This window comes from Sodalis sp. RH21 (genome assembly GCF_047324175.1).
GTDB lineage: Bacteria > Pseudomonadota > Gammaproteobacteria > Enterobacterales > Enterobacteriaceae > Acerihabitans.
This window is the reverse complement of record NZ_CP178732.1, coordinates 1,552,277-1,564,952: the sequence shown is the minus strand read 5'-3', so window position 1 is coordinate 1,564,952 and position 12,676 is coordinate 1,552,277. Positions and strand designations below refer to the sequence as shown.

At 56.6% G+C, this 12,676-nt stretch carries 11 protein-coding genes and 2 pseudogenes; 2 read left to right on the top strand and 11 right to left on the bottom strand.

Annotated elements, in window-relative coordinates; all coding sequences use genetic code 11:
- Window positions 1-144 precede the first annotated feature (144 nt).
- The 7 genes from galS to folE form a co-directional block, all read right to left on the bottom strand.
- Window positions 145-1,185 carry an HTH-type transcriptional regulator GalS gene (galS, locus tag ACL2XP_RS07205; protein ID WP_413737969.1) on the bottom strand — a complete coding sequence of 347 codons (1,041 nt, stop codon included), beginning with the start codon at window positions 1,183-1,185 and terminating at the stop codon, window positions 145-147.
- Between the two features lie 309 nt (window positions 1,186-1,494).
- The gene (locus ACL2XP_RS07200; RefSeq protein WP_413737968.1) at window positions 1,495-1,782 is read right to left on the bottom strand and encodes a hypothetical protein; all 288 of its coding nucleotides are present in this window, start codon (window positions 1,780-1,782) and stop codon (window positions 1,495-1,497) included.
- Between the two features lie 10 nt (window positions 1,783-1,792).
- Window positions 1,793-2,878, bottom strand: a complete 1,086-nt coding sequence (pmrB, locus tag ACL2XP_RS07195) for a two-component system sensor histidine kinase PmrB (RefSeq protein ID WP_413737966.1) — start codon at window positions 2,876-2,878, stop codon at window positions 1,793-1,795.
- A 2-nt stretch (window positions 2,879-2,880) separates the two neighbouring features.
- Window positions 2,881-3,549, bottom strand: coding sequence for a two-component system response regulator PmrA (gene pmrA / locus ACL2XP_RS07190; protein ID WP_413737965.1), 669 nt, complete (start codon window positions 3,547-3,549; stop codon window positions 2,881-2,883).
- Window positions 3,546-5,198, bottom strand: a complete 1,653-nt coding sequence (gene eptA, locus ACL2XP_RS07185; protein WP_413737964.1) for a phosphoethanolamine transferase EptA — start codon at window positions 5,196-5,198, stop codon at window positions 3,546-3,548. Before eptA ends, pmrA begins: the two co-directional genes overlap by 4 nt.
- Window positions 5,199-5,300: 102 nt before the next feature.
- Window positions 5,301-6,461, bottom strand: a complete 1,161-nt coding sequence (gene yeiB, locus ACL2XP_RS07180) for a DUF418 domain-containing protein YeiB (protein WP_413737963.1) — start codon at window positions 6,459-6,461, stop codon at window positions 5,301-5,303.
- A 61-nt stretch (window positions 6,462-6,522) separates the two neighbouring features.
- On the bottom strand, window positions 6,523-7,188 hold the full coding sequence (folE, locus tag ACL2XP_RS07175; RefSeq protein ID WP_413737962.1) for a GTP cyclohydrolase I FolE: 666 nt from the start codon (window positions 7,186-7,188) through the stop codon (window positions 6,523-6,525).
- Window positions 7,189-7,363: 175 nt separating this feature from the next.
- Between folE and fghA the strand changes: the two genes are divergently transcribed.
- Window positions 7,364-8,218: an S-formylglutathione hydrolase gene (gene fghA / locus ACL2XP_RS07170; RefSeq protein WP_413737961.1), complete on the top strand. Its 855-nt coding sequence runs from the start codon at window positions 7,364-7,366 to the stop codon at window positions 8,216-8,218.
- A 7-nt stretch (window positions 8,219-8,225) separates the two neighbouring features.
- Here fghA and ACL2XP_RS07165 read toward each other — a convergent pair whose 3' ends face one another.
- On the bottom strand, window positions 8,226-9,317 hold the full coding sequence (locus tag ACL2XP_RS07165) for an oxidoreductase (protein ID WP_413737960.1): 1,092 nt from the start codon (window positions 9,315-9,317) through the stop codon (window positions 8,226-8,228).
- 247 nt (window positions 9,318-9,564) lie between these two features.
- Window positions 9,565-9,972 carry a RidA family protein gene (locus ACL2XP_RS07160; RefSeq protein ID WP_413737959.1) on the bottom strand — a complete coding sequence of 136 codons (408 nt, stop codon included), beginning with the start codon at window positions 9,970-9,972 and terminating at the stop codon, window positions 9,565-9,567.
- A gap of 365 nt (window positions 9,973-10,337) precedes the next feature.
- On the opposite strand from ACL2XP_RS07160, the gene ACL2XP_RS07155 reads away from it, so the two are divergent.
- Window positions 10,338-11,558 (top strand): ATP-grasp domain-containing protein, encoded by a 1,221-nt coding sequence (locus ACL2XP_RS07155; protein ID WP_413737958.1) that lies wholly within the window; start codon window positions 10,338-10,340, stop codon window positions 11,556-11,558.
- Between the two features lie 14 nt (window positions 11,559-11,572).
- Here ACL2XP_RS07155 and ACL2XP_RS07150 read toward each other — a convergent pair.
- Window positions 11,573-12,139, bottom strand: a pseudogene (locus ACL2XP_RS07150) (ABC transporter ATP-binding protein); the annotation flags it as partial.
- A pseudogene (locus ACL2XP_RS07145) lies at window positions 12,130-12,582 on the bottom strand (iron chelate uptake ABC transporter family permease subunit); the annotation flags it as partial. The pseudogenes ACL2XP_RS07145 and ACL2XP_RS07150, both read right to left, overlap by 10 nt.
- Between the last annotated feature and the right edge of the window lie 94 nt (window positions 12,583-12,676).

The window sequence follows — 12,676 nt, the reverse complement described above, 5'->3', positions numbered from 1 at the left end:
AGCCGACCTAAAACCAAAAATATTGCTTGGGATGCGCAAATTTTTACCGTGGGCCGGATAGTGAAAAGAACCGGCGGGAAAACAACTTTAGCATAAAGGGATTAATGTTAAGAATCTGTGAATATTCTCACAGTTTGGAAGCGGTTACATCCCATCTTCGGAAGAGGAAGCGATCGCCGCCACACTTTTCAAAGGCGCCACCGAATGGCGGCGTACCAACGTAGGCATAAATAAATGCGTTTGCCGTTCGTCCAGCTGCCCCGCGGTGCCCAGCAGCGCCAGTTCGGTGGCCGCGACCGCCATGGCGAAAATAGGATAACGCACGGTGGTCAAATTAGGGCTGGTGTAACGGGATATGGGAATATCGTCAAAACCCACCACCGAAAATTGCGTCGGCACCGCGATACCGTTTTCCTTCAGGGTGGCCAGCGCGCCTACCGCCATGCCGTCGTTGTACACAAAAACCGCGGTAAGTTGTTGATTACGACCAAGTAATTCAACCATGGCTTCCTCGCCGCCGCTTAAGTCCGGGGAGCTGAAAGCCTGCCAGCTTTGCAACGGCACTATGCCCTCCTCCGCCATGGCCTGCAGGTAACCTGCCCGCCGCTGCCGCTCATCGTCGATGGGATGATTGGAACCGATATACCCAATCTGCCGGTGGCCCTGTTTGAGCAGGGTACGGGTGGCCATTACCGCTCCGCTGACGTTGTCGAGCCCCACGCAGCGGTGTTCATATCCCGGCAGTATGCGATTGATCAGCACCATGCCCGGTTCCCGTTCCATAAAGGGCACCATCTCTTCATCGGACAGGATTTTGGCATGCACCACCAGCGCGCTGCAGCGCTGGCGAATCAGCACTTCAATCGCGTGCCGCTCTTTGTCGGCCTGGTGGTAGCTATTGTTGATCAACACATTTTTTTTGTGGCGCTGCGCGACGGTATCCACCGCTTTGACCAGCGCGCCGAAAAAAGGATCGGACACATCCATTACCACCACGCCGATAGTGTCGCTAATTTGCGTGGCCAGCGCCTGGGCATTGGCGTTGGGCCTATAGCCCAGTTCCTTGACCGCTTTATTGACCCGATCGCGGGCCTCCTTGCTGGCAATGGCGCTGTCGTTTAATACCCGTGACACGGTTGCCACCGAGACTCCGGCCAACCGCGCAACATCACGAATAGTGATCATCTCGTCCCCTGTTCATGCTGCTTTGCCCCCAGTCATGTCCTTGACCCGGCCGCAGGGCGCGCATTTGCCCCCCGACGCAGCCAATGTCATAACACTTTTGAAACATACCACGCTATCGTAACCGGTTTAGCGTCGACGCAGCGTGAATCAGGTCACAGGACCGAAAGCGGTTACATGCATTAAAAAGATTTTTGCTGCAACAACTGGCTATATGCGGACGCAGGGAAAGCGAGGGGAAATTATTAGTATGTTGTAACTAAAAGCAGGCGTTTTTTTATTACGCCGTTTTATCCTACCAGATTTTTGCCGTCAGGGATGCCGGTCGTTGTGGCGACGGTGATGAAATGCCAGCGCCCACGCGCTCGTCACCGAGACTAAAACAAATGACGCGTTGATCAATATGAAAATTTCTACGGCCTGGATAATACCGTGATAACCCACGCGATATAACACCACGGCGAAGACGGTTAATGATCCCAGCAAGCTAAGGGCAATGTAGAACCGCTGTTTTCGCCAGGCCAGGTGCAGATAACCGCTGATGATGACCGCTGCGATCAGCACATGCCAGATCCATACCGCCGCGCTTTGGGATGACATAAATTCCTCTTTAGGCCACATCGGTCAACACCAGGCGGGCGATGGTGCCGGACCGTTCGGTGCGATTGAGCAATTCAAATTGCCCGTTATGTAATTGGGCAATACGGGTGACAATGCTTAATCCCAGGCCAATACCGTTATAGCGCTGGTCCATGCGTACGAATTCTTTGGTCAAGTCCACCGCCTTATCCGGGTCGATTCCCGGCCCCTCGTCGAGCACTTGCAGGAGAATGCGCTGCTGTTCGTCCTGGAATAGCTGCACATCGATGGTGCTGCCGGCCGGGCTGTAGCGATGGGCATTTTCCACCAGATTGCGCAGCAATAAACGCATGAGTATGGCATTGCCGCGGATGAGGATTTCCGCCGGCGGGAGCTGCCAGCGCAGCGTTTGCCCGCGCTGCTGGGCCATTTCCTCCAATTCGCCGGCCTGGGCCAGCACCACGTCCTGATTTAACCGCACCGCCTGGTAATGGCCGGACGAAAAATCGTGGCGGATGCGCGCCAGCATCAGGAGTTGTTCTACCGTATAAGACATATTATCCACCCGTTCGATGAGCGGTTGGTTATTGATGCCGTGCTGCTTCTCCTGCACTTCCAGATGCAGGCGGATGCCGGACAGCGGGGTACGCAGCTCATGGGCCACGTCCGAGGTAAATTGCCGGTCTTGCTGCAGGGTGTTATTCAAGCGGCTCAAGAGCTGGTTGAGGCTGCGGGTGACGGCGATGACTTCCTGGATATTGCCGATTTCGGGCAGCGGCTCGAAATTTTCCGCGCCGCGGGCGTGCAGAGCATCTTGCAGGCGCGACAGCGGCAGGGTTATCCAGTTCACCGCCTGGAAACAGAAAAACAGCGTCACGATAATCATCATTAACGCCGGCACGCTGAGCGCCGCGATAGCTTCCCTGATTTCCTGGTTGACATGATCGTTGCGCACGTTTTCCGCCAGCGTGCGGTTAACCAGCAGGTCGATCTGTTCTTTACTTTCATGCCACAGCCAGATGACGGTGATTAGCTGGCAGCACAGCAGAATAATGCCCAGCACCATGATAAGACGCCAGCGCATGCTGGTCAGCGGTCCCGCCAGAGGTGTTTTCATCGTCACCCGATACTTTCTTTAGTCAGTAAATAGCCGAAGCCGCGCAGCGTGCGGATACGATCCTTGCCAATCTTTTGCCGGAGGTTATGGACATGGACTTCCAGCGAGTTGGACGAGGGGTCGTCATCCCAGTTGTACAGATCCTGATGCAATATTTCGCGGTGGATACGATGCCCCGCCCGCAGCATCAGACGAGAGAGAATGGCGAACTCTTTTGGCGTCAGTTCAATGATTTTGCCATCCACCGTCACTTCATGGCTATTGAGATCCAGCGAAATATTATCCACCCACAGCAGGTTATTGCTGGCGCCCTGGTGGCGACGGATAATGGCCCGCACCCGGGCGAGTAATTCAGTGAGCGCAAAAGGCTTGATTAGATAATCGTCCGCGCCGATATTCAGCCCGCGCACCCGCTCTTCGATGCCGTCGCGCGCGGTCAGGATTAATACCGGCACGCCGTTGCCGCTTTTACGCCATTTGCCGAGTAATGACATGCCGTCGCCATCCGGCAAGCCCAGGTCGAGGATCACCAGGCTGTAGGCGGTGCTGGCGATTAAATTTTCCGCCTGGTGCAGATTAGCCGCGCAGTCGCTGGCATAGCCTTCCTGCTGCAACGCAATCTGCAGGCCTTCTTGCAATAATTTATCATCTTCGGTGATTAATATTTTCATTGCTGCGGGTTCCGGCAAGGTTGAAAAACATCAAGATCCGGCTGATAGAGCTGCGTTCGTACATTAAGCAGCCCAAGCAACGTTGAGAAGAGATTATCCTGGGAGAACTGCTGCCGCTGCGCCCGGTCTTTCAGGCAACGCTCTCCCACGCCATGGGCCTGGATATAATCCGGGGAGAGCCACATCAGCATGGGAATATGGGTTTGTTGTACCGGCGCGACCGCATAAGGCATGCCGTGCAAATAGAGGCCGTTTTCCCCCAGGGATTCACCGTGGTCGGAAAGATAGACCAGGGCGGTATTGAATTTATCGCTGTGAGCTTGCAGCATTTTTATGGTCTTATCAAGCATGTAGTCTATATAGACAATAGTATTGTCGTAGGTGTTGACCAACGCCTGAGTCGAGCAGGTTTGAATTTCATTGGTTTCGCAGGTCGGCGTAAACGCCTGAATGTTCTTGGGATAGCGCTGATAATAGGTCGGCCCGTGGCTGCCGATGGTGTGTAATACAATCAGCGTGTCGCCGGTGCGTTCATCAATATATTTATCCAGATCGCGCAGCAAGGCTTCGTCGAGGCAAACACCTGCCGAGCATAACTCCGGCATATGCCAGCGGCTGAGATCATCGGTGGGCACCCGCAGGCATACATCCTTGCATCCGCCGTCATTTTCCCGCCACAGGATGTCGATGCCGGCCCGTTTGAGTATATCCAATACGTTATCCTGATTGGCGGCTTTATCGCCGTCATATTGGCGGCGCGGCATGCCGGAAAACATGCAGGGAACCGATACCGCCGTGGCGGTGCCGCAGGATGAGGTATTGGGGAAATAGGTGACGTTATCCGCCGCCAGGCGTGGGTTGGTGGGTTTGCCATAGCCGCCGAGGGAGAAATTTTGCGCCCGGGAGGTCTCGCCCACCACCAGGATAATCAGGTTTTTTTTGCCGTTATCACGGGTTACGGGGATTTTTTTCGCGTCGAGGCCGATATTCACGAAGGGCTGCAGTTTTATATAGTCATGTTTGTAATAGGAGTAGCTGCCGATCATCATATCGCTGGGGGTCAGGTTTTTTATCAGTTGCTGGTTATTGCGCATTAATGATGCGTAGTCTTTATAAAAGAAGGTGGCCACCAGGGCGATGATGCAAATTGAAAACAGGAGGTTTAGGGCATAAAAGCCGGCATTCAGCCAGGAAAAGGTTACCGGCCTGACTTTAATCCAGATTATCAGTATCGACGGCAGGATGCCGATGACCAAAAGGTATAGGCCTAGCTGGGGCGTGAGCAGCGCCAGGCTTTCCGCCGGCGTGGTGTCCAGCGCATTTTGGATCATGCCACGATCGATGATGACCCCGTAGGATTGCATGAAATATTGCGCCAGGGCATCGACGATGAATAATACGATGGCGATGGGTTTACGGATGTAGGGCAGCAGAATGAGGCTGAACAGGATATTGAGGCCCATGAGCAGGGTCACGGGCATGCTGAGGAAGAACAGCAGATTATGGTTGCCGGAGACGTCAATCAATTGCAGCGTTTTGTGGAAAAAGACCACATTTTGGAAAAAGGTGATCGTCAGCGCAACGACAATGTTAAAAAACCACGGGCTAATGGTCGGGCGTGGGAGGTTCTTCAGCGGGTTTAAAGACATTCTGCATTAACTCGTAAAATCAATTGCGTCATTTAAACAGAATTGTATTAACCGAACCTTAAGCTGATGGAGGGAGAGGAAGCCGGTCCAGGGGGCGGCGTTTTAGCGCGCCGGGGAGGGGCTTGGGCCGCCGGTGAGGCGGGTGAGGCGGCGCCATAGCCATTCCATGGGCCCCTGGGAGAAGAATCGCAGCCATAGGGTGGAAAATAGCATGTTCGCCAGCCAAATTGGCGGTACGAACAGCAGCAGTTCGGCGCGGCCGTAGGCCATAAACAGGCCCAGTTGGTTAAACGCCAAGGTGCACAGCAGGGTTTGCAGCAGGTAATTGGTCAGCGCCATGCGTCCGACGTTGCCGATATAACGGGTGATGCGCAGGCCGCTGAGGGTGGGCCAGAAACCATACCACAGGGCGGCGTAGCCCAGGGCCTGGAACGGGGCGCCGAGTTCACGGGGGATTTGCAGCAGGAAAGCGCACCAGCGGTAGTCCCAGCCGGATTGCCATTGCGCCGCTACGCTCGGCAGGTTAATCGCCAGGCCCAGGGGGATCAGCAGGGCCGCCATTTTACGGTAGTGCGCCAGCGGCATGGCGCCGGCCAGCCAGCCGGTGCGCATCAGCGCGGCGCCGATAAGCATGGCGCCGGCCAGCAGCCAGCCGTATTGCGCCGCCAGCGACATAAAGCTGGCCTGCAGCAGATCAAGGCGTACCCGCCAGGCTTCGGGGCCGCCGGTGGTTTGCCAGTAATATTCATAGATCCGATCGGCCACGCCGGGAGTCCAGAACCGTCCCGGGGGAGCGCCGGCCAGCAGCCATTGCATCAATAGCAGAATGCACAGTCCCACGATATACAGGGCAATACCGCCGATCATCAACCCGCGTACGCTGTCCGTGCGGCGAATGGCGCCCAGGCAGATCAGCCCCACCAGCGCGTAATCGAATAAAATATCCCCGTCCCAGAAAAAGATGCCGTGAATCAGTCCGAAGATCATCAGCCACAGCAGGCGCGAGCGTATCCAGCGGTCGCCGCGGGGGATCAGCATTTGCAGCCCGGCGCCGAACAGCAGGGCGAACAGCGTGAGGAATTTTACCTGCGCCAGCATATCCATCAGCGCCCAGGTCCAGGCGTCGGCCAGGGACGGCGCCCCCATGAATGCCGGGTTCAGGTAGGCCGCTTTCGGCAATCCGAATGAGGTAATGTTCATCAGCAGGATGCCGAGAATCGCCATCCCCCGTGCGCAGTCCAGCATGGCGATGCGCTCGCGCATGGGCAGCCTCTTTTAGTCAGGCGGCGCGATCGCGCCGCATACGCTGTTGAATATCGCCGGATCAGCCGTTGTGGTGGCGTACGGCGCGCAAAAATTCCTGGCGGGTGTTTTGGCTGGACTTGAACAAGCCGCCCAGGGAGGTCGTGGTGGTGGCGCTGGTGGCGTCACGGATGCCGCGCGCTTTCACGCAGTAATGCACCGCGTCGATACATACCGCCACGTTAAGGGTGCCAAGCAGGGTTTGCAGCGCCACCAGGATTTGCTGGGTCAAACGCTCCTGCACCTGCGGACGCTGGGCAAAAAACTGCACGATGCGATTGATTTTGGACAAGCCGATCACTTTATCTTTGGGAATATAGGCCACGGTGGCCTTGCCGTCGATGATCACGAAATGGTGTTCGCAGGTGCTGGTCAGGGTGATGTCCCGCACCGTGACCATTTCATCCACCTTCATCTTATTTTGGATGACGGTAATTTTTGGAAAATTATTGTAATCCAGGCCGGCAAAAATTTCCTCGACGTACATTTTGGCGATGCGATGCGGCGTTTCCGCCAGGCTATCGTCGCTCAGATCGAGATTGAGCAAATTCATGATTTCGGTCATGTGCTCGGCGATGCGGCGTTTGCGGGTTTCCCCGTCCAGCATTTCGCCGCGCAGCGGCGTTTCGAGGCCGCGGGCCAATAAGGCTTCATGCACCAATGCGGCTTCAGTACTCAGCGATACCATGTATTTTCTCCGGCAGGTCGATCCGCTCTTGATCTCACGTCGTCAAGATGCGCCCCCACTCTAGTTGACCGCGCCCGGATTATCCAGTGATACTGTTTCATGATCGATGAAATCGCCGCATGTAGCGGGCGGGCGGCGCTGAAAAGAATAATGATGATAACCAGGAGACGAGATAATGGATAACACGGACATGCCAGAATGTATCGATGAACACCGGCTGTTTGGCGGCCGGCAGTGCCGGTTTCGCCATCATTCCGCCAGTACCGGCGGAGTAATGACCTATAGCCTGTACGTGCCCCCTGCGGATCGGCACGGCGCGCCGCCCCATGCGGTCTACTGGCTGTCCGGGCTGACCTGCGATGACGAGAATTTCACCCTCAAGGCCGGCGCGCAGCGCATCGCCGCCGAGCTGAACCTGCTGCTGGTGATGCCGGATACCAGCCCGCGCGGCGATGGAGTGCCCGATGACGACGCCTACGACCTCGGCCAGGGCGCCGGGTTTTATGTCAATGCCACCGAGCAGCCCTGGGCGGGAAGCTATCGCATGTTCGATTATGTGGCGACCGAGCTGCCGGCGCTGATAGCGCGCCAGGTCGCCCTCAGCGGCCGGCAGGCGATTATGGGCCATTCCATGGGCGGGCACGGCGCGCTGATGCTGGCGCTGCGCCATCCCGGACGCTTTCGCTCCGCGTCGGCGTTTGCCCCCATCGTCAATCCGGCTTCGGTGCCCTGGGGGCAAAAAGCCTTCGGCCGGTACCTGGGGAACGACGAACAGGCATGGCTCGCCTACGACAGCTGCCATCTGCTGGGCGGCGATGACGCCCGGCCGCTGCCGATCCTGATCGATCAGGGCGATGCCGATCAATTCCTGGCGCTGCAATTGCAGCCGGCCAAGCTCGCCGAGCTGGCGCGCCAGAAAAGCTGGCCGCTGACCCTGCGCATCCAGCCGGGTTATGACCACAGCTATTTCTTTATCGCCAGCTTTATCGAAGATCACCTGCGCTTTCACGCCGGCTATTTAAATGCCTGAGCCGCGCTTAACCCCGGCCGGCGGCCTGCTCCACCTCGCGCAGCGCCGCCAGCAGGATGGCGTCGTTTAACGGCAGCGGGATCAGATGGATGGATTCTCCCGGTTGCAGAGTGCGGGCAATCAGCTGCGCCATGGCCTGCCCATCGTTGATATCCACATTCATCGCCGCCAGCGAAGTGGGCAGCCCCAGGCGATCCCAGGACGCGCTGAGGTTTTGCAGCCACTCGCGCTGGCCCAGCAGGGCGCACTGCACCAGAATGCCATAAGCCACTTTGGTGCCGTGCAAAAAGGGCGCGGTGGCGGGCAGGACGGTCAAGCCGTTATGCACCGCATGGGCCGCCGCCACGCGGGTATAGCGCTCGCCCAGGCCTCCCACCATGCCGCCGCCGGCTATTATGGCGTCCACCACATCCAGGAAATCCTGGGTCAAATCACCCGTATCAATCGCCGCTAACGCGGCCGGGCTTTGGTTTAACAGCACATCGCGCACCGCCAGCGCCGTCTGGATGCCCAGGCGCACCGTGAGCGCCAGTTTTTCCGGCTGCGGGCTAAGCACCACCGCCTCATACCATTTCGCCAGGGTATCGCCGATGCCCGCCAGCAAATATTCCTTTGGCGCCGCCAGGATAATGCGCGGTTCCACCAGCACCAGATGGTTGGCGTCGGCGAAAATCTCAAACCGCAGCGCCTGGCCGGCGTCGTTATACCAGACCGACAGCGGGGTCCAGGCGGCGCAGGTGGCGGCAATAGTGGGAATGGCCACCAGCGGCGCGCCCAGACGGCGCGCCACTACTTTGGCGGTGTCCAGCACCGCCCCGCCGCCGATACCGATGACCACCCGGCGATCGTCCCCCGCCCGGCGCACCAGTTCGGCCACATCCGTTTCGCTACAGTGGCCGCCAAACTCCACCCGCACTCCGCCCGCGGCGTTAAATGCCTCCGGCAGATAGGCCTGCGCCGCGGCCAGCGCGCGCCGCCCATAGATCCAAACCGCCTTTTCCAGCACGTCGGCGGGATAAAACGTCGTCAATTGCTCGATGGCGCCGGGAAAAGAAAAATAATTATCGGGGGATACCTGTACTCGGATAGCGTATGACATGCCTTGACCTTTATGGGAACCGTCACCGGGGCAAGGTGGCGTTGCCATTGCCCGGACTTGAAGAGGATTGAGCGCCTATCTTATTCAATAATCATGGTTTGATTAAGGACTATTTATACATATGAAATAGAGGTTATGCATATGGGGAAGCCGGCATACCGCCGCCCGGCATGTCATCCGGCGCATTGGCTTGCGCGTGGGCATGGTCGCGGGCGGCAAGGTAAAATCGGAGGCAAGCGCCGCGCGGTTACCGGCTGTCGATGGCAATGGCGGTAATTTCCACCAAGTGTTCCGGCTTGACCATGGAGTCGACCGCAATGGTGGTATTTACCGGCCCGATATCGCCGAATTTCTCTTTAAAGGCGCGGCAGTAATCATCGAAAAAGACAAAATCACGCAGATGGGTGACGGTACTGACCACGTCGGCAAGCCCGGCGTCAAGCTCTTGTAAATATTTCTCGATTTTTTCGATAATAAATATTGTCTGCTGATAAGCATCCGTTCCCATGATATTGCCCCGGCCATCGCAGGCCACGCACCCGGCAATATAAATATGATCGCCCACGCGCTTGCCCCTGGAATAACCCATTTTCCCTTCCCATAACGAAGGACTAAAAACGGTCTTCCTGATGACGGGAGTGGCATTATTTGACATAAAAGGCTCCTGATATAATAAATATTAAATTGTTTTCCTTACAACCTATTACAGAAGAGTAAATTATTTTATGACAATAAAAATAATCACCCTTCAATAAAATGGAATCAATCGCAGCATATTGTCAATATTTTTTAAAAAATAACGCTTCTATTTCTCATAATCCAATTATATAAACAATAAAATAAATCATTGGCTTATTAACGATTACCGTTATTGATGTTTTAATTTTTGCTTGGTTTAGACTTGGTTGTAACAATGCGGCATTAAAACGGCTATCATAAAAAAGCCGTATAAAATCATTAGATAGAAAAACTTTATCCAGGGAATGCAGGCAATAAATGTCATATTAGGGAGAAAGCTTTATGAACGTTTTTCTTTTTATTGAAGCCAGGGAAGTCGAATTTTCCGCGCTAGACGATATCAGGCAGCGGGGCTTGTCGCCGATACTTTTCACCTCAAGGTATCTTAACGAAGGCCATTTTTATCACGGTATCGATTTGCAACGCTTCGACAAGGTTTATTATGTCGACACCTTCGACAGCAACGCCATGCTCGATTGTATCAGGCATAACGCCATGCCGGTCGCGGCGGTGCTGGGCAGTTATGATGAAGTCATGATCCCGGCCGCCGAGATTGCCGACGCGTTGCAACTGCCCCACCCGTCCCTGGACGGATTAAACAATGCGTTCAATAAAGAGCGGGTGCGCATGGAGCTCAACGCCCGCGGGTATCCCCAGCCCTTGTACCGGTTTTTTTCAGTGGACGGCATTCCGATACTGCCGGCCATTCCTTATCCCCTGGTGATTAAACCCACCCGCGACGCCGGCTCCTTCAGCGTTTTTTTATGCCGTACCGGGGAACAATACCGCGCCGCGGTGGCGAAAATACGATCAAGGGACACGCTCTCCATGCTTGGCAGCGAGCATCGGCATTTTTTAATGGAGCAATTTATCGAGGGCCCGTTTTATGGCGCTGAATTGCTATATAACGCCGGCCGCTGGCAGGTCATCGCCATTAATCGCCTGTTTGTCTCCGCCGGCGACAGCCCTTGCATCACCGGAATCGGCCAGCCGTCCGATCTTAGCCCGGAGTGCCGGGCGCTGGCCGCCGGGCAGGTAGTGCGTTGGGCCGAGGCGCTGGGGTTGCAGGGAGGCGCGCTAAACGTGGAATTTATTTACGCGGCGGACGGGCCGGTATTGGTGGAAATCAACCTGCGCGTTTCGGGCGCACGGGTAGCGCAGCAGGTGGCGCTGACCACCGGCATCAATATGATGGAGCACCTGGTCGATTTCGCCTGCGGTATTGAACGCCCGCTGAACTTTGCGCCAGCCGCCCGCTATCCCTTTGTCGCCGATGCCTTTATTTTTTCAGGGGACGGCGCCCCGCCCACCGCCATGAACCTCAACCAGAACGGACCCTTTTTTATTGCCGGCAAGGTGACTTCCCAGCCAAATCTCGCGCCCGGCGCCAGACGTAATTTCGGCAGCATCATCGGCCACGTGCTGGCCCACGGCCAGACCTGTCATGAAGCAATGGACCATGCCACGGCGATAGTCCGCACGCTGAGAATCAAGACCGCGTAGCGGGCAAGCCAGCATTATATAGTGTGCGGCCGGGCGACCAGGCCGTCGATCAATACCTGCGGCAAACCCAGGGAGCAACGCTCGATACGCCCGCGCACGCCGTACACTTCGGCCAGGCTGCCGGCGGTTATCACCCGCTCCCGCTCGCCGTCGGCAACCAGCCGGCCGTTTTGCAGCATCAGCGCATGCTCGCCGTGACGCAGGGCAATATTGATATCATGCACCACGACCAGCGTAACGATATTACGCCGCCGGGTCTCCCGGCCGATAACGTCCATCACATGGTATTGGTAGTTTAAATCCAGGGCGCTCAGCGGCTCGTCCAGCAGCAGCAGCGACGGGCGGCGGATCAGCGACTGCGCCAGTCCCACCAGCTGTTTTTGGCCGGCGGACAATTCTTCCAGATAACGCAGCGCCAAATGGGCGATGCCCAACCGATCCAGCAGCGCCATGACCGCCTCCTCATAACCGGCGTGCGCCCGGCCACCGGAAGCGCGCTGGGCGACGATGATCGACTCCATCACATGTAAATGCACTCCGGCGGGCAGGCTCTGCGGCAAGTAAACCACTAAATAAACGCGTTAACCGAAATAAACCACTGGTCCGGCACGCCGGGTAAACCGATGCCGAGCACGATGGCCAGCGCGGCGCCCAAAGCCGCGGCGGAAGAGACGCCCAAGGTAAACGGGCTGGCCAGCGGATTATTGAGGATGGTCTGCATTTCCGCCCCGGCCAGGCCAAGGGATAACCCGACCACCACCGCCATCAGCGCATAAGGCAGGCGGATATCCCAGACTATCACCCGCGTTCCGCTATCGGCGGCGGCCGGATGGAGCAGCGTATCGGTCAGGGAGGCCAGCCTCAGCCCGGAGGGGCCGAACGTGAAATCCACCAGCACGCAGCAGGCTATCGCCAATATCAATATGCCGATCATCAGCAGACGATGGCGCAGGATGCGCTGGTATCGGCCCATTATTCCGCTGCGGGCCTGCGCCGTTGCCGCGGTTTCCAAGGTCGCACTCATGAATAATTACCTGGCGTGAACGGATAAGATGAAAGAGCTAAAGAGGCCCTTATACTAAAGCAAATGATAATCCCTATCAATACGAAACAGAGGT

What these genes read in the sequence shown, in the direction of transcription:
- fghA (WP_413737961.1), top strand. Translation starts at nt 7,364, where the DNA reads ATGGATAACACGGACATGCCAGAATGTATCGATGAACACCGGCTGTTT.
- eptA (WP_413737964.1), bottom strand. Translation starts at nt 5,198, where the DNA reads ATGTCTTTAAACCCGCTGAAGAACCTCCCACGCCCGACCATTAGCCCG.
- ACL2XP_RS07155 (WP_413737958.1), top strand. Translation starts at nt 10,338, where the DNA reads ATGAACGTTTTTCTTTTTATTGAAGCCAGGGAAGTCGAATTTTCCGCG.
- ACL2XP_RS07200 (WP_413737968.1), bottom strand. Translation starts at nt 1,782, where the DNA reads ATGTCATCCCAAAGCGCGGCGGTATGGATCTGGCATGTGCTGATCGCA.
- ACL2XP_RS07165 (WP_413737960.1), bottom strand. Translation starts at nt 9,317, where the DNA reads ATGTCATACGCTATCCGAGTACAGGTATCCCCCGATAATTATTTTTCT.
- ACL2XP_RS07160 (WP_413737959.1), bottom strand. Translation starts at nt 9,972, where the DNA reads ATGTCAAATAATGCCACTCCCGTCATCAGGAAGACCGTTTTTAGTCCT.
- pmrA (WP_413737965.1), bottom strand. Translation starts at nt 3,549, where the DNA reads ATGAAAATATTAATCACCGAAGATGATAAATTATTGCAAGAAGGCCTG.
- yeiB (WP_413737963.1), bottom strand. Translation starts at nt 6,461, where the DNA reads ATGCGCGAGCGCATCGCCATGCTGGACTGCGCACGGGGGATGGCGATT.
- pmrB (WP_413737966.1), bottom strand. Translation starts at nt 2,878, where the DNA reads ATGAAAACACCTCTGGCGGGACCGCTGACCAGCATGCGCTGGCGTCTT.
- folE (WP_413737962.1), bottom strand. Translation starts at nt 7,188, where the DNA reads ATGGTATCGCTGAGTACTGAAGCCGCATTGGTGCATGAAGCCTTATTG.
- galS (WP_413737969.1), bottom strand. Translation starts at nt 1,185, where the DNA reads ATGATCACTATTCGTGATGTTGCGCGGTTGGCCGGAGTCTCGGTGGCA.